This window comes from Janthinobacterium sp. ROICE36 (genome assembly GCF_002869965.1).
Taxonomy (GTDB): Bacteria; Pseudomonadota; Gammaproteobacteria; order Burkholderiales; family Burkholderiaceae_D; genus Janthinobacterium.
The window spans coordinates 22294-47201 of sequence record NZ_PEBS01000046.1 but is presented as its reverse complement, the minus strand read 5'-3'; the positions used below and the strand labels follow the sequence as shown (position 1 = coordinate 47201).

The window sequence follows — 24908 nt, the reverse complement described above, 5'->3', positions numbered from 1 at the left end:
AAAAACCGCGTTCACTTTCGCCGCTTACAACCTGACGCGCATGGCGACGATCTTTGGCTGGCGTTTATCGGCGGTGGTTGGATAACTCCGTCCATAGAGTACGGAAAGCGCTAAAAAATGTCAAAAAACGGCCTGAAAAGTGGCTGAAAACTGCTTTTTAGGCAAAATGCGGCTTCCAGCCCGAAAAATTCGCATGTCTGGCGACAAAATCCGAAGGACTGGGGTCCTTTTTCAACACCCTGTTAGTGAATGTGTGAGGTGACTTAACCGATGGTTTTACGTTTGTATTCGCCGACGCCGTAAGCGGCCAGGACGATGGAAGACGCCAGCACCAGGTAAAAACCGATGCCAAACGATAATCCCTGCCACACTTGCCCCAGCATTTCGCTGGCCATCTGCTCGGCCATGCGGGCCGCGCGGCTGCCCATGATGCCGCCCATGGCGTTGCCCGCCTCGCTGACGGCACCCTTGATCTTGATGAACAGCAAGCTGCTGTGGATAACGACGAACAGCAGCGGCGCGCACTTGCCCAGCGCCGCTTTCGGGTTCTTGCTGGCCATGGTGGCGCAGCATCCGGCAATGGCCAGCAGGAAGACGCATTGTGCGGACGTAAAACCGCCACCGCCATCGCGGGCAAAGCTTTCCAGGCTGTCGGCGGACAGGCCCAGCAACTGCCAATAGCTGCGCGAGACGGAGGCGAACAGGCGGATGCCGAGGGTATTGAAGACAAAGGCGCCGGCGATCAGCACGCCAAGGCTGGCCAACACCTTGATGCCCAAGGAGGAAACGGCCTGGCCCCACAGTTGCTGGCCCTTGTCGCGCGCCAGTTTCGCCGCGCCGGCCATTTCTTCCTGCGCCAGTTGCTGCGTCGCCACGGCGCTGACGCTGGCGAGGCCGCCCGCATCGTCGAAGCGCACGTCGACGACGGCGTTGATGGCGGGCGCCACGTCCGAGCGCCAGTGCGTGGCTACGTCGAAAACATGTTGAATGCCGGCCACGCTGACGGAACCTTGTCCGCTGGGCGTGTAGGCGAGGATGCGGCCCCGTTGGCCGGTGGTAATGGTTGCTGCTGGGCTCGATGCTTGCATGGGATTTCCCTGGTCACTGTCATGCTGTATTGCATGTACCCACGGATAACGGGGGCAGTTCAGGGAAATCCAAAACTATTTGGAATTATTTTTTTGGCGGCTGCAGCAAGTCCTTGGCGGCGCCCTGGTAATCCTTCATCAAGCCCATGAAGGCATCCTGCAAATGCCGGGCCGCAGCCTGCGGCGGCGCGCCCGTGCGCCGCGCCAGCTCGAATTTATACGCATGGGCGGGGCTGTAGCCCGCCTGCGATGCGGCGTCCAGCAGCACGCCAGCCCGTTTCAGGGACGCGGGGTCGCCTTTGACCATCAGCAATTCGGCCAGATAGGTCTGGGCGATGGGGAAATCCCTCGCGGCGGCCTTTTCCAGCCACTGCATGCCCGTTTTCGGCTGCTTGATGCCCGCGTCGCCGCCGCCGATGCCATAGCCGAGCGCCGTCAGCGCTACTAAATCTCCGGCCCGTGCGCGCTTTTCCAGTTGCTGGCGGGGAAACGGCCGCGCCGCAATCTGCATGCGGATTTCATAGTTGATGTCTTGTAAGACGTTGCCTGGCCATACTTTTGCACCCGAAGCGCTGGTCGCGGCTGGCGTTGGCGCCGGGAGAGGGGTTCGCATGCCGCTGTTGCCCGAGGTCAGCACGCCCGGCGCCGGCGGGCTGACGCCCTTGCCGCTGCCCAGGTTCAGCACCAGGCGCGCCGACGTTTCGCCGAACGACACGCGGGGCTTTTGCACATCGTGCGTCATGGCCGCTACCCTGGCTGCCACTTGCGAAAAGACGTCGCCCATCGGCAAGCCCGGCGCATCAAGCGCGTCGAGCAGGGCGCTCGTGTACGGGCTGTTGCGCGAATCGGGCGACCAAAAATCGCGCGCCAGGGCGCCCGGTCCCGCCGAATAGGCAATCACCACGCCGCGTGGCGCTTGCGTATCGGCAAAACCGTGGCTGGCCGCATTGCTGCCGCCGGGCGCGGGCACCATGGCGCCGCCGCGCGTGTATTCCTGGCGGCAAGCGTCGAGGATCAGCACAGCGCCGCGCGCGCCCGTGCGTTGCAAATCGCCCGCCAGACTGGCCACGGATATGCCCTGCGCGGCGATGGCCGCCGCGCTCAGCGCATGCATGTTGGCGCCCAGCGGCAGCACATAATTGGCTTCGCCCGCCTGCGCGCCGTGGCCCGCGTAAAACACGAGGGCGATATCGGCGCCGCGTGCCAGCGTGGAAAACTCGGACGACGCCTTTTGCAACTGCGCCGCCGTGATGTCCGTGCGCAACAGCACTTCAAAGCCCAGGCGGCGCAGGCGCTCGGCCATGGCGCGCGCATCGTTGACGGGATTCAATAGCGGCTGCGGATAGGCCGCGTTGCCGATCACCAGGGCGATGCGCTTGCCAGTAGCAGTCTGTACGGCGGCGTGTACCACGTCGCTGACCAGCAAAAAGAACAGGCTCAAAAACAGGGGAATCAGGCGATGCATGGGCGTCTCGGAAATTGTCGTGAAAGTAACAAAAGTTAGCGATTTTCACTGTGATATGAGAAAATTGCTTAAATGCATTTTACCTTACTGACAAGTTTCTCTTGTCTGGCCAGCGCACGGTGCGCATCGCTGCCGGCCAGTGGTGCGTGCCGCCCAACACACGATCGGACCGGCTGTGCAATCGGAACAATTTGAACGGATTCATGCTTTCTGGACCCGCCGCCCGCAGCTGACGCAAGGCGAACTGGGCGAGTTTTACCAGCGCGTCATCGCCGCGCTGACGCCGTGCCGCCCGCGCGAGGCGGCGTCGCTGGGCGATTCCCTGGCGGATTTGCGCCACCAGTTTTTTATCGAAAAAGTCCTTCACAGCGACAGCGATGCCGCGCCCCACCACGTCGGTGCTTTGTTTCTGTATTTCAAGCGCTTCATCATCGACCAGCTGCGCAAGCAGCGCGATGACGAAGATGCCGATGCGCAAGAGGGTTGCGAGCTGCGCGCGCCCGACGCCTATGCCGAAGCGCTGCGCGATTACCAGCTCACGGCGCAGCAAGTGCGCGAGGCGGCCGACGTATTTATCGCCACCTTGCCGCGGGACTTGATCTTGCTGCTGCGTCATTGTGGCTGCGGCGGCATGCCCGTCAGGGAACTGGCCGAGCAGATTGCTTCTGCGCATTACCACGGCGGCAAGCTGGGCCTGGTGCACAGGCAGAAGGGCGATAGCCTCAGCGCGGGACGCCAGATCGTCGAACCGGCCCACCGTTCTACCCTGCTGGGCAGCTGGGTCTTGACCCTGCTCAAGCTGCGCGTGGGCGATGCCTTGACCGCGCGCGATATGCAGGCGGCGCAAATAGTTTTAGATATCTTGTGCGTGGCCGCGTTATCCCTGCACCTGGACTCTGCGCCCACCCACCCGAACACTGATGAAAGGCCAACGGCATGACTGCATTGACGCCCTCGCTGGCCATCGTTGCCGCGCGCCTGCCATCTCCTCCAACTTCCGCCGAGCTGCTGGACGCGGAGGTGAGCGGCGATACCCCCGACTGGCGCGGCATTGCCGTGCCGGAACACGTGCTGGCCCGCTTTGCGCGCCGCAGCGACGCCGCGCCGCTGGCTGCGCGCCCCATCGCCGGCGGACAGATCCACTTGCTGGCGCGCTGTCCCGGCTTTGGCGCCGTGCTGCTCGATGCCTGGGACAGCACGCGGCAGCGCTGGCGCGGCTGGCTCGTCACGCCCGATACGGCGTATGCGGATGCCTGCGGCCTGGTGGTCGAGCAGCGCGACGCGCCCGCCGACCCGCGTGCGGGGCTGGTGCTGTGCGACATGCCCGTGATTCTGGCCGTGACGGACCTGGGCGCCTGCCTGGGCGTGTTCAGCCAGGAGCGTTTGCAGGCGGCGCGCTGGCTGGAAGCGCAGGGCCGCGCCAATGCCGCCACGGCGGCGCCCGGCGTGATCGCCCGCGTGGCCTTGCCCGGCGACGACTATGCGCTGACGGGCACGCCTTTGTCGAGCGAGCTGGGCAAGGATGGCCGCGTGGCCTACCGGCAATTGCTGCGCCAGGGGCTGCAGCAGTTGCAGATCGCTGCCGCCGATGCGCTTGCACCGGTAGCCAAGCCTGTGCAGGCGGCCAATGCCAGCCGCTGGCTGAAGCTCGTCACGGCCGTGGCCGCCAGCGTGATGGTGGTGCAATCGGCGTGGCTGTTCCTGCCGAAAGAGGGAGCCGTCGTCGGCAATGTCGAATTCCGTAATGGCGGCAGCGGCGTCGAGACGGGTGTGCGCACGCGCGTGCTGTTCCGCGCCGACGCGACGGAAGCGGAGTTGCGCACCTGGCTGCAGCGCGAGCGGCTGGAAATCGTCGCCGGACCGGACACCCTGGGCGCCTTTACCCTGTTATCGCGCGAGCGCCAGAAAGTCTTGCCGCCGCCAGGCCCGGGCAATCCGCTGGCCGTGATCAATCCCTGAATTGTGAAATAAGAGAAAGTTATCCAACATGACAACGTATAAGAATTTTGCATCCGCGCACTGGCGCACATTGATCGCCGGCGTGGCTGCCGGCGTCCTGTTGACGGGTTGCGCCATGACGCCGAACGGCCGTGGCGGCGTGATGGTGGGCCTGGATACGGCCGAGTTGTTCGGCACGCCGATGTCCACCTTCCGCCTGCGCGACGGCACGGAAGGCACTTTGCGCAAGGACCCGCAAGGCAAGTATTCGATCAAGCTGTCGCAGGCGTTTCGCGTCGTGCCGCTGGCCAAGGCCATCACGGCCCGCGTGGCGAGGGTGGAAAACGTGGGCGAACGCACCGTGGTGATCGTCGAAACCCAGGAGCGCGGCTGCGCCTACCGCTATGAAGTGCTGGCTTTCCAGGGCACGGATGTGCTGCAGTGGACGGTCGGCAATTGCAAGGACCGCCCCCGCGTGGAACTGGCGGCGGACGCGAAATCGCTGAATATCGACTTTCCCAACTACAACCGTTTGTCGCGCATGATCTACACGGACAACCGCCTGCTCAACGCCAGCGTGGCCGTGCCGCCCGGCGTCGATACGCGCGCCCAGCCGTTTGCCGACGATGCCTTGCGCGCCACGGGCCCCGTGATCGCCACCATGCCGCCCGGCAGCGACAGCAGCCGGGTGATCCCGGCGCCGCCGGCGGCGGCCCCGGTACCTGCCGCCGCGCCGAAAGCGGGTAGCCGCGCCAGCGCCAAGCCGCGCCGCCAGGAGAGCCAGGCCAGAGCGGCGGCGCCCGCCGCCATCAGCCCGCCCGCCCAGCGCAGCGCGGCGGCAGCGCCGATGATCTTCCAGGCCGAAGAAATCAAGCCCGTCGTCATCGATTTGAGGAAATAAGATGGCCGCGAGTTTACGCAGTCTGCAAATCCGGCAGACATTGATCCTGATCGTCCTGACGATTATTTATTTGTGCTTCGAACTGGGCTTCAATGCGCGCCTGCTCGACGTGGTGGGCGGCGACGTCAAGCCGCACGACGTGGAAGGCGTGGAATTGTATGGCCGCAGCCTGTCGGGCATCGCCGCCGCGCTGGTGGTGCTGCAGCTGATGTGGCGGCGCCGGCTGAAGAACAATGGCAGCGGCCCCAGCTGGAAAAAAATCATCTTTTGCTGCGTCGCCACGGCCGCAGTCGTGTTCGGCATTCTGAAAACCACGGTCACGGTGCTGGTTGAAACGCGCGATGCGCAATTTCGCCGCCTGGCCTTCAACACCACCCTGATGCAGCGCTCGCTGGTGGGCGGCAGCCTGCAATTGCAGGGGCTGGTCGATGATCCCACCCTGTTTGCCAAGCCCGAAGGCAAGGCCTTTTTGGCGCTGTTCCCCTTCCTCGCCGTCTCGGTCGGCCATCTCGACGAACGCATGGCGCCAGCCAAGGAGCAACTGATCAATTTCAACGTGCGCAAGATCGCTGGCGGCGCGGCCGGTTACTATGACAAGTACCAGCAGGCAATCGGCGAAGTGCACGAGAAGTGGAAATTGTATTCGGGCACGATTCCCGACGACGATGCGGGCTTGCGCCAGCAGCAGGAAGCGGCCTGGAGCGATTACCGGCAAAGCCTGTCGCGCCACGGCTGGCAGCCGCATTCCGTGCCGGCGCGGCGCAAGGCAGCCGTGGTCAACAATGTGCGCAAGAAAGTGCCCGTCTCGGCGAACTGGCATCCTGCCGATCAGTTGAGCTTTCGCGCCGCCGTCAAGCGCCGCTATGCGTCGGAAGCTGCCAGCAAGGGCTTGAGCATCAAGGGTGAGCGCATTCCGCCCGGCTTGTCCTTCCCCGCCTTCGTGGCGCGGTCCGGCATCCAGGCCGTATTGCGCGACGGGCCGGACGGCGGCGACGGCAGCGAAGCGAGCAAGGGCTTGCAAGGCGCCGTGGTGCAAGAGGCATATGCCAGCGCCGCCGAGTTCAGCCGGTTGTTCGACCAGTTCGCCGCGCGCCAGACGGCAGAAAAGTTGGTGGAGTACCGCGCCAGCCGCAACGACTTCGAAGTGGGCGGCAAGTACTTTGAAGAGGGCAAGGAAGCGGCGCGCGCGGCCATCGTGCCGCCCGTGGCCCTGTTCTTCTCGCTCCTGGGCGCCATCGGCCACTTCTCGAAACTGCTCTACCTGATCGCCACGGTGGGCTTGCTGGTGCTGGCGGCGCGCCGGGGCGAGCAGGCGGGCGCCGATGGCCAGCTGAGCCGCCGTTCCGCCTGGATCGCTACGGGCGTGCTGGCCGGCGCCTTCCTGGGAACCTGGGGCATCTTCAGCCTGTCGGACAATAATGTCACGAAGAGCGAGCTGTTCCGCCAGATGCTGGACTGGAACCGCCAGGCCGCCGACGACAGCACGCGCTGGCAAATTGCCGGCAAGGGCTTGCTGGCCAATATCACGCACGTCGTGGCGGTGGGGCAGGGCTACAGCTACCCCGTCAACGAAGCGATCCGCATCCACGTTTTGCAAGGAATTCATTATGGTTATCATCCGGGACAAAAATAAGGCGGCCGTGCTGGCCCTGCTGCTGTGCATGGCCAGCACGGCCGTCCAGGCCGACTGCCTGGGCATGAAGGTGCACGCCCACCGTGGCGCCGGCAATGCGCCGGAAAACTCGCTGAGTGCGCTGCGCAATACGTATTTCGGCACCTGGGACGGCGTCGAGACGGATTTGCAGCTGCTGGGCGACGGCAGTTGGGTGGTGCACCACGATCTGCTGACGGGCAGAGTCGTCGATACGGGCTCTCCCCGCACCGCGAAGCAACTGACGGCCGACGACTGGCGCGCCGCCAGCATGAAGAACCGCAGCGTGCCGACGGCGGAAACCCCGCCCTTTGTCAGCGATGTCGCCGACCTGGCCACGGCGTTCCCGAACAAGACCCTGAATGCGGAAATCAAGGATGTCGTGCCCTCGTGCGCGCCCATCGCAAGCCTGGTGGGGCAGTTGCGCGCGCACATCAAGCATGGCAACTGGTTTTTGACCTCGGCCGTGCCGAATAATCTCGCTTGTGCACGCCGCGCCGATCCGCAAGGCTACCTGGGTTTGCTCGTGTTTGACGCGCGCAATGCGCAGGCGGCTGGCGCGAACCGGGTCAGCCGCTATATCGCGAAAAATGCCCGCCCGCCCAAGCTCGACAAGCCGTGGCTGCAGCGCGTGCAGCGGCAGATCGGCATGCCCGCTGGCGTGCACGTGGATGCGCGCAGCCTGGACGCCAACCCGAATTTGCTGGCCGATGCGGCCAGCCTGGGCATGCCCGTTTTCGTCTACGCCGTCGATGGCGACTCGGCCCTGGCCGCGTCCTTGCTGCGCGCCCACCAGCGCAGCCACCGCTGGCCTAGCGGCGTCATTCTTGACGGCAATCCCGAAACGTTTTGCGCGATGATGCAGTAATCACTTCGATTGACCGGGAGACCTTGTCACAGACCGACCCTGCTGCCGCGCTTGCCCGTAGCGCCATTGGCGCCATGTTCTTTGCCCTGTTTGGCGGCGTCTGGATTGCCATCTTCATTGTTGGCAACGTCCTGAAAAACCTGGGGCTGCAGGCATGGTTCATTCCTGCCGTCATGTTGATCGTGGGCCTGCTTTTCTTTCCGCTGGCCTGATATTGTGGATAGCACCCCTCTCCACCGTGCGCGCCGGTTTTGCTGTGCAGCAAACGCGCATCTCGTCCCCGAAATAAGCGTTGACGACGGCCTGCGCAGGGCCGTTTTTGCGTATTACCCTGCCTGCTTTTTGCGCATTGCAGCATCGATAATGTTTGCATCAGGCGCCGTGCTGGCATATAAATGTAATCGATTACATTTATATGAAAAGCCCCATGCCGCCAGCCGTTTCCTCTTCTCTGCCGACAGAAACCGTCTCCATCAGCGCCGTTGCCGCGCATGCGGGGGTGTCGGTGGCCACCGTCTCGCGCGTGATGAATGAGCAGGCAGGAGTGCGGGCGCCCACGCGCGACAAGGTGCTGGCGTCCGTGGCGGCGCTCGGCTACCGCATGAACCATTTGGCGCGCAGCCTGCGCACGGCCGAGAGCCGCATGCTGCTGACCATGGTCCCCGACGTGGGCAACCCCTTCTATGCGCAGATCGTGCGCGGCATCGACACGGTGGCGCGCGAACACGGTTACTTTGTGTTGCTGTGCGACACGGGCGCCGATGCGGGGCGCGAGCGTTCCTACTTCGATTTGCTGCGCATGCACCGCGCCGATGGCGCCATCTGTCTGGACCCGGACACGGTGCAGCATGCGCTGTCGCATGAATCCGTCAGCCTGCCGTGGGTGGCGTGCTGCGAATTCGATCCCGCCGTGGCGGTGCCCTATGTCGGTATCGACAACCACCGCGCCGCCTCCGACGCCGTCACGCATCTGCTGTCGCGCGGCCACACGCGCATCGGCCTGATCAATTCGGACGAGCGCTATTTGTATGCGCGGCAACGCCAGCAAGGCTATCTGGACACCCTGGCGGCCGCTGGCTTGCCCGTGCAGCCGCAGTGGGTGCACACGGTGCAAAGCCTCGATTATGAGGCGGGCACGGCCGCCACTTTGCAGATGATGGCGGGACCGGATGCACCGACGGCCATCTTTGCCGTTTCCGACACCCTGGCCATCGGCGTCTTGAGCGCGCTGCGCCAGCTGAACAAGCGCGTGCCGGAAGACGTGGCCGTGATCGGCTTCGACGATATTGCCATCGCCGCGCAGATCGCCCCGGGCCTGACCACCATCGCGCAACCGATGCGCGCGCTGGGCGAAACGGCGGCGCGCTTGTTGCTGCAGCGATTGGCTAACCCGGCGGCCAGCGTGCCTGGCGTGCTGCTGCAACACCGGTTAATTTTGCGAGGGAGTGCATAGTGAGCGTTGCCGTCGGTTTCGAGGGGGTCTGCAAGGATTTCGGCCCCGTGCGCGTCTTGCATGGCGTCAGTTTTACCTTGTCGCCTGGGCGCGTGTATGGCTTGCTGGGCGAAAATGGCGCCGGCAAGTCGACCCTGATGAAAATTCTCGCCGGCTACGAGAGCGTGAGCGAAGGGCAGTTGCTGATCGATGGCCAGCCCCGGCGCTTCGCCAGCTCGCGCGCGGCGGAAAGCGCGGGCATCGTGCTGATCCACCAGGAATTCAACCTGGCCGAGCACCTGACGGTGGCGCAGAACATGTTCCTGGGCCACGAAAAGACGCATGGCTGGCTGCTGGACGAAGCCGCCATGCGCGAAGAAGCGTCGCGCTATTTGAAACAGGTGGGGCTGGAGGTGTCGCCCGAGACGAAAATCCGCGACCTGATCGTGGCTGAAAAGCAACTGGTGGAAATCGCCAAGGCCCTGTCGCGCCGCGCCCGCTTTTTGATCATGGACGAGCCCACCGCCACCCTGACGTCATCGGAAACCCAGCGCCTGTTTGCCGTCATGGCACAGCTGAAAGCGGACGGCGTCACCATCCTGTATATCTCCCACAAGCTCGACGAAGTGGAGCGCAACACGGACGAAGTCATCGTCATGCGCGACGGGCGTTTCGTCACGCGCGAGCCGACGTCCAGCCTGACGCGCCAGCAGATGGCGAACCTGATGGTGGGGCGCGAATTGTCCGACATGTTCCCCGCTAAAGTGCCGCTGGCGCCGGATGCCCCGATCCTGCTGAAGGTCGATGGCTTGAGCGTGCCCGGCTGGTCGACGGACCTGTCGTTCGAGGTGCGCGCCGGCGAAGTGCTGGGCTTTGCGGGACTGGTGGGCGCGGGGCGCACGGAATCGTTCGAGGCGCTGCTGGGCTTGCGCCCGCGTAGCGCGGGTTTGATCGAGATCAATGGCCAGCCCGTGGACATCCTTAGCCCCAAGCAAGCCATGCAGCACGGCATGACCTACCTGAGCGAAGACCGCAAGGGCAAAGGCTTGCACGTGAACCTGGGCTTGCGCGAAAACCTCACCATGATGACGATGCAGCGCTATGCGAGCCCGTGGCTCGATGTCAAGGCGGAGAAGCAGGCGCTGGCCAAGGCCGTGCTTGACTTCAATATCCGCACGGGCGACCTGGACAGCCGCGCGCGCATGCTGTCGGGCGGCAACCAGCAAAAGCTGGCGCTGGCGAAATACCTGCATTCGGACCCCCGGGTCGTCGTGCTCGACGAACCGAGCCGTGGCGTGGACGTGGGCGCCAAGCGCGACATTTATTTTTTGATCCACCGCCTGGCCGCCGAAGGGCGCGCCGTGATCGTGATTTCATCGGAACTGATCGAATTGATTGGCCTGTGCCACCGCGTGGCGGTGATGCGCGCCGGCACCTTGCAAGCCACCCTGGCTGCTGACCACCTGACTGAAGAGGAGTTGATTGCCCATGCAACCGGCACGCACTGACACCACCGTTTCCCCGCTTGCCGCCGCCGTTGCCCGCTTTGGCGCGCGCATCAAGGGCTTAGGCCCCGTGCTGGGCTTGTTAGCTCTGTGCATTGCGGGCACCTTGCTCAATGGCGATTTCGCCACGCTGGACAACCTGATGAACGTGCTCACGCGCACGGCCTTCATCGGCATCATCGCCGTGGGCATGACTTTTGTCATCATTTCCGGTGGCATCGACTTGTCGGTGGGCTCCATGGCGGCCCTGATCGCCGGCTGCATGATTTATTTCATGAATGCGCTGGCGCAAGGCGCGGGGGGGAGCTTGGCACCCATCACCATGCTGGTGCTGGGTATCGCCATGGCGCTGGTGCTGGGCGCGGGATTCGGCCTGATGCATGGCTTGCTCATTAGCAAGGGCAATATCGAGCCGTTCATCGTCACCTTGGGGACGCTGGGCATCTTCCGGGCCGTGCTGACTTACCTGGCCGATGGCGGCGCTTTGACCCTGGACGCCACTTTGTCCGACTTGTACAGCCCCGTGTATTACACGAGCGTGCTGGGCGCGCCGATCCCGATCTGGATTTTCCTGTTCGTCGCGGCGGCCGGCGCCGTCATCCTCAACCGCACCACCTTTGGCCGCCACGTGCAGGCAATTGGTTCCAACGAGCAAGTGGCGCGCTATGCGGCCATCAATGTCGACAAGGTGAAAATCGCCACCTACATGTTGCTGGGCGTCTGCGTGGGCATCGCCACCGTGCTGTACGTGCCGCGCCTGGGCTCGGCCACGCCGACCACGGGCTTGCTGTGGGAACTCGAAGCCATCGCCGCCGTCGTCGTGGGCGGCACGGCCCTCAAGGGTGGCGAGGGGCGCATCGTCGGCACCGTGATCGGCGCCATCCTGCTCTCCGTGATTAGCAATATCCTGAATTTGACCAGCATCATCAGTGTCTACCTGAATGCCGCAGTGCAAGGCGTGGTGATCATCGCCGTCGCCTTCCTGCAGCGAGGCCGCAAATAAAACAAGAGCGGCGTTCTGAAAGGGCGGCCAACGGGCGCCCATAACCTTGGAGGAGAGCAGCATGAAGAGCTTTATACGGGTAGCAGGGATGGCAGTACTGGTGATGCAGGCGTGGGCGCTGCCGAGTGCGCAGGCGCAGGCCGCCGACAAATTGGTGGTGGGTGTAGCCATACCCACGGCCACGCACAGTTTTACGTCCGGCATCGTGTGGTGGGCGAACCAGGCCAAGGCGGAACTGGAAAAAGCCCATCCGGGCCTGAAAATCATCGTCAAGACGGCCGCCACCGCGCCCGAGCAGGCCAACCAGTTGCAGGACATGTTGACGGTGAACAAGATCAACACCCTGGTGATCTTCCCCATCGAGTCGGCGTCCCTGACGCAGCCCGTGGCGCAAGTCAAAAACAAGGGCGTGTACGTGACCGTGGTGGACCGTGGCTTGACGAACACGCAGTCGCAGGATGCCTACATTGCCGGTGACAATACGGCCTTCGGCAAGCTGCCGGCCGAATATTTGGCAAAAAGCTTGAATGGCAAGGGCAATATCGTCGTGCTGCGCGGCATGCCGACCACCCTCGACAACGAGCGCTACGATGCGTTTTCCGCCGTCATGAAGGGCCATCCCGAGATCAAGGTCCTGGACGCCAAGTATGGCAATTGGAACCGCGACGATGCTTTCAAGGTCATGCAGGATTACCTGACCCGCTTCAAGCACATCGACGCTGTCTGGGCCGCCGATGACGACATGGCCATCGGCGTGCAAAAGGCCATCGCGCAAGCCAAGCGCACGGACATCAAGCAAGTGTTCGGCGGCGCGGGCGCGAAGGGTGCGGTGAAAAAGATCATGGACGGCTCCGACCCGCTGATCGTGGCCGACGTGTCGTATTCGCCCAAGTTCATGTACGACGCCATCAAGCTGACGACGGAAGCGCGCCTGAAAGGGGATAAATTGCCCGCCAACACCATCATCCCTTCGGTGCTGATTACGCGCGAGAACGCCAAGCAGTTTTACTTTCCGAACTCGCCTTTTTAAATTCCGGGGTCAGACCCGGCGGGTCTGACCCCGGCTTTCAGCTAACAGGACATTGATATGAAAACCATCCAGGGCCCGGCCATTTTCCTGGCCCAGTTTCTCGGCGATGCGCCGCCGTTCGATTCGCTCGAACACCTGGCGCAGTGGGCGGCCGGCCTGGGCTACAAGGGTTTGCAGCTGCCCACGGCGCCGCGCTTGTTTGATCTGGAACAAGCGGCCAAGAGCCAGCAGTATTGCGACGACGTCAAGGCCCTGCTGGCGCGCCATGGCTTGCAGGTGACGGAATTGTCGACGCACTTGCAGGGCCAGCTGATCGCAGTGCATCCAGCCTACGACGCCCTGTTCGACGGTTTTGCGCCAGAGCACGTGCGTGGCGACTCTGCTGCTCGCACGGCCTGGGCCACGCAGCAGTTGCTGTGGGCCGCTACCGCCTCGCAACGCCTGGGTCTCACGGCGCACGTGACGTTTTCCGGCGCGCTGGCCTGGCCCTACCTGTATCCGTGGCCGCAGCGCCCCGCAGGCCTGGTGGAGACGGCATTCGCGGAACTGGCGAAACGCTGGCTGCCCATCCTCGATGCGTTTGACGCGGCTGGCGTGGACCTCTGCTATGAACTGCATCCGGGCGAGGATTTGCACGATGGCGTGACCTTCGAGCGCTTCCTGGCCGCCGTCAACGATCACCCGCGCGCCTCGATTTTGTACGATCCCAGCCACTTCGTGCTGCAGCAGCTCGATTACCTGGCCTTCATCGACATTTACCATGCGCGCATCAAGGCCTTTCATGTAAAAGATGCGGAATTCCGTCCCAACGGGCGCCAGGGCGTGTATGGCGGCTATGGCGACTGGCAAGACCGGGCCGGGCGCTTCCGCTCGCTGGGCGACGGGCAGATCGATTTCAATGCGATTTTCTCGAAGATGGCGCAATACGACTTTCCCGGCTGGGCCGTGCTGGAGTGGGAATGCTGCCTGAAGCATCCCGAAGACGGGGCGGCCGAAGGGGCGCGTTTCATCCGCGAGCACATCATCCACGTGGCCGAACGGGCGTTCGACGATTTCGCGGGCAGTGCGGTTGAGCAGGATCAAATCCATCACTTGCTTGGCTTGAAATAGGGAGACGATATGCAGCGACGCTTGCGGCTGGGCATGGTAGGGGGCGGGCAGGGCGCATTCATCGGCGCCGTACACCGCATCGCGGCGCGCATCGACGACCAGTACGAACTGCTGGCGGGCGCCCTGTCGTCGGACCCGGCGCGCGCGCGCGACAGCGGCGCCGCGCTGCACCTGGCACCCGAGCGCAGCTATTGCGATTACCGCGCCATGGCGCAGGCGGAAGCTGCCCGCGCGGACGGCATCGAGGCCGTGGCCATCGTCACGCCGAATCACTTGCATGCGCCTGTCGCCACGGCGTTCCTGGAAGCGGGCATCCACGTGATCTGCGACAAGCCGCTGGGCATATCGCTGGCGCAGGGGCAGGCGCTGGCGGCGCTGGCGCAACGCAAAAATCTGCTGTTTGCGCTCACGCATACCTACAGCGGCTATCCGCTGTTGCGCCACGCGAAAGCCATGGTCGAGGCGGGCGAGATCGGCGAGCTGCGCCTCGTGCAAGTCGAGTATTCGCAGGATTGGCTGGCCGACGCGATTGCGGCCGGTGGCATGAGCGAAGGCAACTGGCATAACGACCCGCACAAGGCCGGCCCCGGCGGCACCCTGCTGGACGTGGGCTTGCATGCGTACCACCTGGCGCAATTCGTCAGCGGACTGACGCCGCACGCCGTGCTGGCGGAACTGTCGACTTTTGTACCGAACCGCACCCTGGACGACCACGTACAGGTGATGCTGCGCTATGCGAATGGCGCCAAGGGAACCCTGTGGGCCAGCCAGGTGGCGACCGGTTGCGAAAACACGGTGCGATTGCGCCTGTTCGGCAGCAAGGCGCAGCTGGACTTTGACCAGGAACAACCGAACGCGCTGTGGTTTACGCCGCAGGGCGGCAACCGCCAGCTGCTGCGCCCGGGCCGGGTCGACAGTGCAGCCGCGCGCCACGCCACGCGCGTGCCGGCCGGCCATCCGGAAGGCTATCTGGAAGCGTTTGCCCAGCTATACCTGGATGCGGCCCTGGCCATCCGCGCCCTGCAAGCGGGCTTGCCCGTGCCCGAGGAAGCCAGCTGGCTGCCGACGGTGACCGATGGCGTGGCGGGCCTGGCCTTTGCGGAAGCCGTGCTGCGCAGCCATGCGGCGGGCGCGCAGTGGACGACGCTGGCAAGCTGACTGTTACACTGGGGCATGCGCTCCTTTACTATCACCGTCCTTCCGCAAGGCTGGCAATTCCCGGCAGATGCCGGCACCACCGTGCTGGCTGCCGCCGAGCTGGCAGGCCTCCGCCTGCTCAGTTCCTGCCGCAACGGCACCTGCCGTAGCTGCCTGTGCCACATGCCCAAAGGAAAGATACGCTACACGGTGGACTGGCCCGGCATCAGCCCCGATGAACGGCTCGACGGCTACATGCTGCCCTGTGTGGCCGTGGCGGAAAGCGATATCACCATCCAGGCCCGCGCCGTGCGCACGGGCGTTTGACTGCCTGCTTCAGGACGGCTTGCCGCCCTTGAGGCGCTGCAGCAGCGCGTCCACGCTGTCGCTTACGGGCAAGCCGTGGCGGCGCAGCAGTTGCACGTGCAGCACCAGGTTTTCCAGCACCAGCTTGGCGGCCACGGCCAGCAAGGCCAGGTTGCGGTCTTCCGGGCTGAAACTTTCCATCGCATCGGCCATCTCGCACAGGTGGTTGGCGATCAGGCCGCGCAATTCCTGCTCGTCGAACGGCAGGTCGGCAAAATCGATGGGATCGGCCACTTCCACTTCCTGCATCAGCACCGCTAATTCTTCCGGGGTAATCGTCATGCCTGGCCTCCTTGTCTGCTTGCCTGTATTTTAGGGCATGCGCCATTGTATCGTCGGCAAAGCGGACTAGAATGCGTCCAGGCCGATGACGTCGAAGGCAGCATGGCGAACTTGCATTTTACACAACAATTGGCACATTTTATGAACCTTCCCACAGTGGACGTGGCCGTGCCACGGTTGCGCGCCGCCCTCGATGCCGCGTTTGCGTGCTGACGTGCTCGACGAGCAGGGGGCCTGGCGTCCCAACGTGGTGATCTTCATCGATGTCGATGCGGCCGGCGCCTGGTAACTGGCGCTGGCGCAGTTTGCCGGCGATCCCGTCTCCATGCTGCTGCACGATAGCCGCGACGGCACCCTGTACGCGGCCCTGAACCTGGGGCACCTCGGCGCCAAGCTGCACCGGCTCGATGCGGGTAGTACCACATGGCAAGAAGTCGCCGTGTCCGCCTATCCCGCCAAGCCGGAAAATAGCAGCGACACCATCGCCTGGACCCTGCAGCAGGTCTGGTCCTTGGCGGCCGGCGGCGCGGACCAGCCCGGCGTGCTGTGGGCGGGCACCATAACGGCATCTGGCTGGTATATCGTCACGGGCTGGCGCTGGCCGACGATGGGCGCAGCCTGCTGATGGCCTGGACCACGGGCGGCGCCTGGTATTCCGGCGATGAGAGCGAGCATTGGCAGACTATCTCTGCCTACTTGCCGCCCGTTTATGCCGTCTGTTTTGCCACGCCGTAGTAGCACAGGAAGATATCGACGGCCAGTTCCGTCACCTCGCGCCGGCGTACCGGGCCCAGCAGAGGCTCACCCAGGGTGATCTGCGGCCAGAAGGCAAAGGTCTTCAGTGGCGACATCAGCAGGTGCGCCACTTCCAGCGTCTCGCCCGCCTTGATGCGGCCATCTTGCTGCGCCGCGCGGATCCAGATATTCAGGCCCGTTTCCTTTTCATTCAGGCGTGCCACCATGGCTTGCGCCCGCTCGGGAGAGTGGATGGTTTCGCCAAATACCACGCGCGCCAGGTCGATGAATGCTGCGTCGCATAGCAAGACCATTTTCTGCTCGACCAGGGCCAGCACCTGCGGGCGCAGCGGCTGGTCGGCAACATAGGGGACGGCTGGCTGGGCCACGCTGCTTTCCCACAGGCGCTGCAGGATTTCCGCAAACAGCTCGTCCTTGCTGGGGAAATGGTTGTACACGGTGCGCTTGGAAACGGCAGCCGTGGCAGCGATCTTGTCCATGCTGGTCGCGTCAAAACCGTGCTCGCGAAACTCGGCGATGGCGGCATCGACGATGGCGACGCGCTTGCGGTCGGTGAGGCGTTGCGGTGCGGCCATGGCGGGAAATCTCCTTTGAAAACAATATTTTACACCTCTTGGTTTACTTTGCTTGAGATAGGAACTACACTGTGTAGTGTAATTTAATCCTTGTTTATTCTTTGCCGGGCCGCATATGCACTTGCACCGAGTCGCACGTCGTCTTTTCTTTCTGGGAGTCCTGATCATCATGAGTTCTTGCACCTTGCGCGCCGCGCCTGCCGCGCCGACTGAATCGCCACAACGCCTCGAAGGCAAGTTCCGCAATCCCGTGACTATGCACAAGCTGGGCATGGCAGCAACGCTCAAGCTGATGTGGACATTTCTCTTTGATAAGCCAGACAGCACGGTGCCGGCAGCAGCCGTACCCGTGCAAGCCTTGAGCCAGGCGCAGTTGCTGGCCGCACCCGACAACAGCCTGTTTCGCCTCGGCCACTCGACCCTGCTATTCAAACTCAACAACGAGTTCTTCCTCACCGACCCCGTGTTTTCCGAGCGCGCTTCGCCCGTGCAATGGGCGGGTCCAAAACGTTTCCACCAGCCGCCCATCAGCATCGCTGACTTGCCGCCGATCAAGGCCGTGATCCTGTCGCACGACCATTACGATCACCTCGACCATGCCGCCGTGCTGCAACTGGCCGCCAAGGCCGAGCACTTCGTCACACCGCTGGGCGTGGGCGATACCCTGATTTCCTGGGGCGTGCCGGCCGCCAAGGTGCAGCAGTTTGACTGGTGGCAGGACACGACAATTGCTGGCGTGAAACTGGTGGCGACGCCATCACAACATTTCTCGGGACGCGGCTTGTTTGATGGCAATCAAACCCTGTGGGCGTCGTGGGTCATCGACGCGCCCGACGTGCGCGTGTTTTTCAGCGGCGACTCCGGCTATTTCGACGGTTTCAAGCAGATCGGCGACAAGTTCGGGCCGTTTGACGTGACCATGATCGAAACGGGCGCGTATGACAAGCTGTGGCCGGACGTGCACATGCAGCCGGAGGAAACCCTGCAAGCCCACCTGGACTTGCGCGGCGCATGGCTGATGCCCGTGCATAACGGCACCTTTGACCTGGGTTTACATGCCTGGCATGAACCGTTCGACCGCATCACGGGGCTGGCGGCGAAGCAGGGCGTGAACCTGGCCACGCCGCAGATGGGCGAGGCGGTCGACCTGACGCAGCCGCAGAAGGGTAAAAAATGGTGGTTGGCGATGCTGGAAGAGGAAATGGCGAAGTAAGCTGGCTTTACGCTGTCACGTCGATCAGGCGGCCCAGGGTCTGGCCATAGCTGTTCAGCTGGGGCGTGCTTTTCGGCGCGGCGGGGGCTGCTTGTTGTGGCACGGCCACCTTGATCGCCTGGTCCAGCTGCGGCGCCTTGACGGCGGCCGGGGCCTCGGCTTGGCCTTGCTGGCTGCTGCGCTGCGTCTGGCTCAGCGATTCCTGTTCCCGCGCCAGCGACTGGCGGCTTTGCGCCAGCTGTTCGCTGTCGCGTTGCACCTGGTTCTGGCCTTGCTCGACGCGTCGCTGCGCCGTGGCCAGCGAGGCTTGCAGATTGTTGACGGACGTTAGCGTGACCACATTGTTCACCTTTGAAAGTATGTCCAGGCGTGCGCAGAAGAGGAAAGGTCAGGCCGGGTGGCGCGACTGTCTGCAGGTAATCTTTACCTGAATCAAGAGTAGGACAAATTCTCGCATAGTTCCAGCTAATTATGCTTTATTGATAATTTTAGCGTGCGCTTCCTGGGTGGCCAAACCGGCATGCCGAAGCTGGCGGCATCCTTGTTAAAGTGAGTACTCGCTGTCGCTTGCAGCCATTGTGAGCATGCCACGGCCAATGCCACGCTGGGGATGTGGCAAAAACAGCCGCCTGTAAAAGCTACTTTCCAGAGTGTCAATATGTTGTTGTTTTTTTTACCATTGTGGCGCACGGTAATGCGCGGCCTGCTTGGCGCTCTGGGCTATAATTGACGGTCAGAGTTGGTTTCTTTTGCCATACAAACAGGTAGTTAACATGAATCTCAAGAGCCTCGCAATTGCCCTCGGTATGTCGAAAACGACAGTCAGCAGGGCGTTGAACGGCTATCCGGAAGTCAATTCCCGCACCCGTGAAATCGTCCTGGCCGCCGCCAAGAAAGTCGGCTACCGGCCCAACCCGCTGGCGCGCAGCCTGGCCGTCGGCCGTACCAATGTGCTGGGCATGATCTATCCCCTGCTGCCCAGCGACCTGGGCGACAGCGTCTTTCTTTCCGTGGTGAATGGCATGTCCGACGCCGTCGAAGCGTCGAAGATGAGCCTCATCATCGCCCCCGTGTCGCCGCAGAACGAACAGCCCTCTTATGTAACCATGGTGCGCGGGCGTCAGGTCGATGGCCTGGTGGTGGGCCGCACCAAAGTGGTCGATGAACGCATCGCCTACCTGACGAAGGTGGGCTTTCCCTTTGTGGCGAATGGCCGCACGCGCATCGACGCGCCGTACGCGTATTTTGACTACGACAACGACACGGGCATCGACCTGGCCGTGTCCTTCCTGGCCGCGCATGGCCACCAACGCATCGCGTTGTTGAGTGCGCCGCTGGATTTGCATTTCGCCTACGAGCGCAAGGAAAGCTTTATCCGCTGCATGGCGCAGGCGGGCTTGCAGCTCGATACCCGCTATCTGCTCGACCATACCTTCGACCGCCGCAGCGGCTACCAGGCCATGCAGCAGTTGCTGGCTTGCTCGCCCCGTCCCACGGCCGTCATCGTCGACAATCATCTGTCCGGCGTGGGCGTGGTGCGCGCGCTGATGGATGCAGGCATCGAGATCGGCAAGGAAGTCTCCGTCATCGTCTGGGGCAATGTGGAAGACACCTTGATCGGCATCAACGTCACCACGATAGCCCAGCCCGACCTGCGCCGCGCCGGCGCCAAGATGGTCGAGATGCTGCAATCATTGCTGGTCGGTACGCCGCCGGAAAAGCTGCAGGAAATCTGGCAACCCGTGCTGTTGCCGGGAGCGACGGTGGGACGCTGCGCGGATGCATAAAAAAACGCAGAGCCGAGGCTCTGCGTTTTTCATTGCCCCACCGGTTTGCTAGGCCGCGTGCTTGCTTCCATCGGCCAGCACCGCCAGCAATCTCGCCTTGTCCTGGCGATACGTGGCGACGGCGGCTTCCTTGACGTGGCCGAAGCCGCGGATTTTCTCGGGCAGGGTCGCCAGTTCCACGCAGGTAGCCAGGTTCTCCGCCGTCAGGTTGACCAGCAGGCCGGCCAGCAGTTCGCGATAGTCGACGATCAGGGCGCGTTCCATCTTGCGCTCGTCGGTATAACCGAAGATGTCAAACGTGCCGCCGCGCAAACCCTTGGCTTTCGCCAACAGCTTGAAGGCACGCCACATCCAGGAACCGAACTCCGCTTTCACCAGATGCCCTTTCGCATCTTTCTTCGCAAACAGCGGCGGCGCCAGGTTGAATTTCACGGAGAAATTCCCTTCGAACTGTTGCTGCAATTGCTCCACGAAACGGCCATCCGTGTACAGGCGCGCCACTTCATATTCGTCCTTGTAGGCCAGCAATTTGAAGTAGCTCTTGGCCACGGCGGTCGACAGCTTCTGGCCCAGTCCCAGGGTATTTTCGCGCTCGCGTACCTGTTTGACCAGGGTCAGATAACCATCCGCATATGCCGCATTTTGGTACGCGGTGAGGAACTCCACGCGTTTCTTGATGACGCTATCGAGGCTTTGCGGCATTTGCACGAGGATGGCTTGCGACGGCGTGGCGATCTGCGTTACCTTGCGCACGTCGACGGCGGCGCGGCGGCCCCACAGGAAGCTTTTCTTGTTCGACGCTATGCCCACGCCATTCAATTCGATGGCGCGCAGCAGCGCTGCTTCCGTCAACGGGATGCGACCTTTTTGCCAGGCGTAACCGAGCATGAACAGATTGGCGGCAATCGAGTCGCCCATCAGCGCCGTCGCCAGTTTTGTGGCGTCGATGAAGTCGGCCGCGTCGGCGCCGCCCACGGATTCCTCGATCAGCTGGCGCACTTCCGCTGTTGGATATTGCCAGTCGGCATTTTGCGCAAACGTGCCCGGTGGTTGCTCGTGCAGGTTGACGACGGCCAGGCTGCGGCCCGGACGCATTTTCGACACGGCATCCTGCGCGCCGGCAGTCAGCATGTCGCAGCCTAGAATCAGGTCCGCTTCGCCCGTGGCGATGCGCTGCGCGCGGATATGCGCCGGCGACTTGGCGATTTTCACGTGCGAGGTGACGGAACCGTTCTTTTGCGACATGCCCGTCATGTCCAGCACGGAGGCGCCCTTGCCTTCCAGGTGGGCTGCCATGCCCATCAGGGCGCCCACGGTGATGACCCCCGTGCCGCCGATGCCGTTAATCAGGATGTTGTACGGCGCGTCGCAAGCGGGCAGGGTAGGTTCCGGCAGCGGGCCGAAGTTGTCCGTCTCGCCTGGCTTGCCGGCGCCCGTCTTGGTTTTCTTCAGGCTGCCGCCTTCGACGGTGACGAAGCTGGGGCAAAAGCCCTTGGCGCACGAGTAATCCTTGTTGCACGAGGATTGGTCGATGCTGCGCTTGCGGCCAAATTCCGTTTCCTTCGGCAAGATCGACACGCAATTCGACTGCACGCCGCAGTCGCCGCAGCCTTCGCAGACGGCGTCGTTGATGACCATGCGTTTGGCAATGTCCGGATACTCGCCCTTTTTCCTGCGGCGGCGTTTTTCGGCCGCGCAGGTCTGGTCGTAGATCAGCACGGACACGCCTTGCACTTCGCGCAATTCACGCTGCACGGCATCCATGTCCTTGCGGTCGTGCAAGGTCACGTGGGCGGGCAGGTTGCTGCGGTCGCTGTAGCGCGATAAATCTTCCGTCACCAGCGCGATGCGGGCGATGCCTTCGGCCGCCACCTGCTGCGCCATCATCGGTACGGTAATCAAACCGTCCACGGGCTGGCCGCCCGTCATGGCGACGGCGTCGTTGTAGAGAATTTTATAGGTGATGTTCACCTTGGCCGCCTGCGCGGCGCGGATGGCCAGGTAACCGGAGTGGAAATACGTGCCGTCGCCCAGGTTCTGGAAGACGTGTGGCAGTGTGGAAAACGCGGCTTGGCCGATCCATGGCGCACCTTCGCCGCCCATGTGCGTGGTCAGCTTGTTCATTTCCGGGTAAATCGAGGTGGCCATTACGTGGCAGCCGATGCCGGCCAGCGCCAGGCTGCCGTCGGGCACCTTGGTCGAGGTGTTGTGCGGGCAACCGGAGCAGTAAAACGCGGGGCGGAACGGCGTGTTCACGGCCTTTTTCAGGACGGCATCCTTGGCGTCGAGGAAACTCAGTCGTGCCTTGATCAGGTCGCAGGTAACGGGATCGGAAATCAGGCGCGCGATGCGGCTGGCGATGACACGCGCTACTTGCGAGACGGAAAAATCCGCCTTGGAAGTGAGCAGCCATTCGCCGCGTGGCGCCACCCATTCGCCTTTTTCGTCGAACTTGCCGATGACTCTAGGGCGCACATCGTCGCGCCAGTTGTAGAGTTGTTCTTTCAACTGGTATTCGACGATCTGGCGCTTCTCTTCTACCACGAGAATTTCATCGAGACCTTGCGCAAACTCACGCACGCTGTCCGGTTCCAGCGGCCACGGCATGGCCACCTTGAACAGGCGCATGCCGACGTCGGCCGCCATCTGCTCGTCGATGCCCAGCTCTTCCAGCGCTTCCAGCACGTCGAGGTAGGACTTGCCGGACGCGATGATGCCCAGCTTGGCGTTAGGGCTGTCGATGGTGGTGTGGTTGAGCTTGTTTTCGCGCGCGTAGGCCAGGGCTGCATAAATTTTGTAGTCCTGCATCAGCGCTTCCTGGTTGCGCGCCTGCTGGCCCAGCGGAATGCTCGACAGGCGCGCGTTCAGGCCGCCTTCGGGCATGAGGAAATCTTGTGGAATCTTGACTTCCACGCGGAAGGGGTCGGCATCGATGGAGGCCGACGATTCGACCGTGTCGGCCAGGGCCTTGAAGGCCACCGTGCAGCCGGAAAAGCGCGACATGGCCCAGCCATGGATGCCCAGGTCCAGGTATTCCTGCACATTGCACGGGTACAAGACGGGGATCATCGAGGCGGAAAACAAATGGTCGGACTGGTGCGGCAGGGTCGACGAATACGCGCCATGATCGTCGCCAGCCACCAGCAGTACGCCGCCCAATTTGGAGGTGCCCGCATGGTTCATGTGCTTGAAGACATCGCCGCAGCGGTCCACGCCCGGGCCCTTGCCGTACCACATGGCAAACACGCCGTCGTACTTGGCCGGGCCGATCAGGTCTACCTGCTGCGAACCCCAGACGGCCGTGGCAGCCAAGTCTTCGTTGACGCCGGGTACGAACTGCACGTGGTGCGCTTCCAGTTGCTGCTTGGCTTTCCACAGATTTTCATCGAGGCCGCCCAGCGGCGAACCGCGGTAGCCGGAAATGAAGCCGGCCGTATTCAATCCGGCGGCCTGGTCGCGCAGACGCTGCATCATGGGCAGGCGCACGAGAGCCTGGATGCCGGACAGGAAGATGGCGCCGGAAGTGGCCGTGTATTTGTCGTCGAGGCTGACGCTGGTCAAACGGGATGTGTCGGGGGGCGTAGATGGCGCGGCACCGGCGTTTCTAGCGAACGCTGCGGAGCCGTTTTCCGTGGTCACGGACATGGCTGTCTCCAAAAGGGTGTTTCAGATGACGGCTGTACAAGGGGGGCGCCCGGTAAGGCGCGCGCTGTGCAGACGGGATGGCCGCGTGTGGGCGGCACATAACTATTTTAAATTTAAAATAGTTAATCTACTCAGTGTAGAACGAGACAGGAGCGTGGGCAAATACGCTTTGGCGATGGGGGTATAAGAAATACTTATGCCATGGGCGAGAGCACATGCGCCCCCACCCAGCGCCCGCTGCCGCACAGCTCGGCGGCCACTTGCAGCACGAGGTTTTTTACGGCGTTGCCCGCATTCGTCAGGGGAATATTCTTCGACGCGCACAGGGCCACCGTGCGCGACAGCACGGGGCTGTGGATGGCATAGCTGCGCATGGCGCCGCTGTCCAGTTCGGCCAGCAGGGGCGCGGCCGGCAAGATGGTGGCACCCATGCCGGCCAGGATGGCCGATTTCAGGATGGCGATCGAGTTGATCTCGATCACGTTCGCCGTCTCCAGGCCCAGTTCGCGCGCGCGGCTGTCGATGCGCGGACGCACGCCATGCTGCAGGCCCGGCAGGATCAGGGTGGCGCTCAGTGCCTGCGGGAACGACACGGCATGGCCGGCGGGCGCGAACGGCGAATCGCTGCGGCAGATAAAACGCATCTCTTCTTCCACCAGCGGGCTGCAGGCAAAGGGCGTGAGCTGGCCATCGTCGAACAGCACAGCCAGGTTGATGCGGCCCGATTTCAATTGTTCGTTCAGGTTACCCGTGATTTCTTCCGTCAGCTGCAGGGTGATTTCGGGGTAGCGTTCGCGCGCGGCCAGCAGCAAGGGCAGGGCCAGGGCGCCGGAGATGCTGTGCGGCAAGCCGAGGGTGACATTGCCGGACGGCCGCGTGGCGCTTTGCGTGACGGCCGAGCGGGCGTCGGTCACCTGTTTCAGGATCGCTTGCGCGTGTTCGTAAAACACCTTGCCCGCGTCCGTGCTGAGCACGCCTTGGGCCGAGCGGTGCAGCAGCTGCACGCCCAGTTCTTCTTCCAGCTGGCGCAGCTGCTGCGTCAGGGCTGGCTGCGCCACATGCAGGATCAGGGCCGCGCGCGACAGCGAGCCGTGGTCGACGATGGCAACAAAGTAGCGTAATTGGCGCAGTTCCATGGGTCCCAAAGCGGTGCGGT

The 24908-nt window shown here is 63.1% G+C and carries 22 protein-coding genes and 1 pseudogene; 16 read left to right on the top strand and 7 right to left on the bottom strand.

Features of this window, described 5'->3' with window-relative positions; all coding sequences use genetic code 11:
* Window positions 1-263: 263 nt before the first annotated feature.
* Together CSZ94_RS18390 and CSZ94_RS18385 are read right to left on the bottom strand one after the other, a co-directional pair.
* Window positions 264-1088 (bottom strand): hypothetical protein, encoded by an 825-nt coding sequence (locus tag CSZ94_RS18390; RefSeq protein ID WP_102122835.1) that lies wholly within the window; start codon window positions 1086-1088, stop codon window positions 264-266.
* Window positions 1089-1173: 85 nt separating this feature from the next.
* Window positions 1174-2553, bottom strand: coding sequence for a caspase family protein (locus tag CSZ94_RS18385; RefSeq protein WP_102122834.1), 1380 nt, complete (start codon window positions 2551-2553; stop codon window positions 1174-1176).
* A gap of 175 nt (window positions 2554-2728) precedes the next feature.
* Between CSZ94_RS18385 and CSZ94_RS18380 the strand changes: the two genes are divergently transcribed.
* From CSZ94_RS18380 to CSZ94_RS18325, 13 genes are all read left to right on the top strand, one after another.
* The gene (locus CSZ94_RS18380) at window positions 2729-3493 is read left to right on the top strand and encodes a hypothetical protein (RefSeq protein WP_146009842.1); all 765 of its coding nucleotides are present in this window, start codon (window positions 2729-2731) and stop codon (window positions 3491-3493) included.
* Entirely contained in the window at window positions 3490-4512 is a 1023-nt protein-coding gene (locus CSZ94_RS18375; RefSeq protein ID WP_102122832.1) for a hypothetical protein, read from the top strand. Before CSZ94_RS18380 ends, CSZ94_RS18375 begins: the two co-directional genes overlap by 4 nt.
* Before the next feature lie 28 nt (window positions 4513-4540).
* Window positions 4541-5392: a hypothetical protein gene (locus CSZ94_RS18370; protein WP_102122831.1), complete on the top strand. Its 852-nt coding sequence runs from the start codon at window positions 4541-4543 to the stop codon at window positions 5390-5392.
* Window position 5393: 1 nt separating this feature from the next.
* Window positions 5394-7025: a hypothetical protein gene (locus tag CSZ94_RS18365; RefSeq protein WP_102122830.1), complete on the top strand. Its 1632-nt coding sequence runs from the start codon at window positions 5394-5396 to the stop codon at window positions 7023-7025.
* Window positions 7000-7911, top strand: a complete 912-nt coding sequence (locus CSZ94_RS18360) for a glycerophosphodiester phosphodiesterase (protein WP_102122829.1) — start codon at window positions 7000-7002, stop codon at window positions 7909-7911. The genes CSZ94_RS18365 and CSZ94_RS18360 overlap by 26 nt, the downstream gene beginning before the upstream one ends.
* A gap of 23 nt (window positions 7912-7934) precedes the next feature.
* Entirely contained in the window at window positions 7935-8123 is a 189-nt protein-coding gene (locus tag CSZ94_RS27695; RefSeq protein ID WP_146009841.1) for a hypothetical protein, read from the top strand.
* 203 nt (window positions 8124-8326) lie between these two features.
* On the top strand, window positions 8327-9364 hold the full coding sequence (locus CSZ94_RS18355) for a LacI family DNA-binding transcriptional regulator (RefSeq protein ID WP_102122828.1): 1038 nt from the start codon (window positions 8327-8329) through the stop codon (window positions 9362-9364).
* Entirely contained in the window at window positions 9364-10851 is a 1488-nt protein-coding gene (locus CSZ94_RS18350; RefSeq protein ID WP_102122827.1) for a sugar ABC transporter ATP-binding protein, read from the top strand. Before CSZ94_RS18355 ends, CSZ94_RS18350 begins: the two co-directional genes overlap by 1 nt.
* A complete protein-coding gene (locus CSZ94_RS18345; RefSeq protein ID WP_102122826.1) occupies window positions 10832-11851 on the top strand; it encodes an ABC transporter permease in 1020 nt (339 codons plus the stop codon). Before CSZ94_RS18350 ends, CSZ94_RS18345 begins: the two co-directional genes overlap by 20 nt.
* A 61-nt stretch (window positions 11852-11912) precedes the next feature.
* Window positions 11913-12881: a substrate-binding domain-containing protein gene (locus tag CSZ94_RS18340; protein ID WP_102122825.1), complete on the top strand. Its 969-nt coding sequence runs from the start codon at window positions 11913-11915 to the stop codon at window positions 12879-12881.
* Window positions 12882-12938: 57 nt separating this feature from the next.
* Window positions 12939-13991, top strand: a complete 1053-nt coding sequence (locus tag CSZ94_RS18335; protein ID WP_102122824.1) for a sugar phosphate isomerase/epimerase family protein — start codon at window positions 12939-12941, stop codon at window positions 13989-13991.
* Window positions 13992-14000: 9 nt separating this feature from the next.
* On the top strand, window positions 14001-15149 hold the full coding sequence (locus CSZ94_RS18330; RefSeq protein WP_258001068.1) for a Gfo/Idh/MocA family protein: 1149 nt from the start codon (window positions 14001-14003) through the stop codon (window positions 15147-15149).
* A gap of 15 nt (window positions 15150-15164) precedes the next feature.
* A complete protein-coding gene (locus CSZ94_RS18325; protein ID WP_102122823.1) occupies window positions 15165-15455 on the top strand; it encodes a 2Fe-2S iron-sulfur cluster-binding protein in 291 nt (96 codons plus the stop codon).
* Between the two features lie 9 nt (window positions 15456-15464).
* Here the strand turns inward: CSZ94_RS18325 and CSZ94_RS18320 are convergent, their stop codons facing one another.
* Window positions 15465-15776 (bottom strand): hypothetical protein, encoded by a 312-nt coding sequence (locus tag CSZ94_RS18320; RefSeq protein WP_070258491.1) that lies wholly within the window; start codon window positions 15774-15776, stop codon window positions 15465-15467.
* 304 nt (window positions 15777-16080) lie between these two features.
* Between CSZ94_RS18320 and CSZ94_RS18310 the strand changes: the two are divergent.
* A pseudogene (locus CSZ94_RS18310) lies at window positions 16081-16338 on the top strand (exo-alpha-sialidase); the annotation flags it as partial.
* A gap of 145 nt (window positions 16339-16483) precedes the next feature.
* Here CSZ94_RS18310 and CSZ94_RS18305 read toward each other — a convergent pair.
* Window positions 16484-17107, bottom strand: a complete 624-nt coding sequence (locus CSZ94_RS18305) for a TetR/AcrR family transcriptional regulator (protein ID WP_102122822.1) — start codon at window positions 17105-17107, stop codon at window positions 16484-16486.
* 169 nt (window positions 17108-17276) lie between these two features.
* Here CSZ94_RS18305 and CSZ94_RS18300 point away from each other — a divergent pair, with 169 nt between their 5' ends.
* Complete coding sequence (locus CSZ94_RS18300; protein ID WP_102122821.1) at window positions 17277-18320, top strand: MBL fold metallo-hydrolase; 1044 nt, start codon at window positions 17277-17279, stop codon at window positions 18318-18320.
* 7 nt (window positions 18321-18327) lie between these two features.
* Here CSZ94_RS18300 and CSZ94_RS18295 read toward each other — a convergent pair whose 3' ends face one another.
* Window positions 18328-18660 carry a hypothetical protein gene (locus CSZ94_RS18295; protein ID WP_146009840.1) on the bottom strand — a complete coding sequence of 111 codons (333 nt, stop codon included), beginning with the start codon at window positions 18658-18660 and terminating at the stop codon, window positions 18328-18330.
* A 433-nt stretch (window positions 18661-19093) separates the two neighbouring features.
* Between CSZ94_RS18295 and CSZ94_RS18290 the strand changes: the two genes are divergently transcribed.
* Window positions 19094-20107 (top strand): substrate-binding domain-containing protein, encoded by a 1014-nt coding sequence (locus CSZ94_RS18290; RefSeq protein WP_102122819.1) that lies wholly within the window; start codon window positions 19094-19096, stop codon window positions 20105-20107.
* Window positions 20108-20155: 48 nt separating this feature from the next.
* Here the strand turns inward: CSZ94_RS18290 and CSZ94_RS18285 are convergent, their stop codons facing one another.
* Together CSZ94_RS18285 and CSZ94_RS18280 are read right to left on the bottom strand one after the other, a co-directional pair.
* Entirely contained in the window at window positions 20156-23752 is a 3597-nt protein-coding gene (locus CSZ94_RS18285; protein ID WP_102122818.1) for an indolepyruvate ferredoxin oxidoreductase family protein, read from the bottom strand.
* 194 nt (window positions 23753-23946) lie between these two features.
* On the bottom strand, window positions 23947-24888 hold the full coding sequence (locus CSZ94_RS18280) for a LysR substrate-binding domain-containing protein (RefSeq protein ID WP_102122817.1): 942 nt from the start codon (window positions 24886-24888) through the stop codon (window positions 23947-23949).
* Window positions 24889-24908 lie beyond the last annotated feature (20 nt).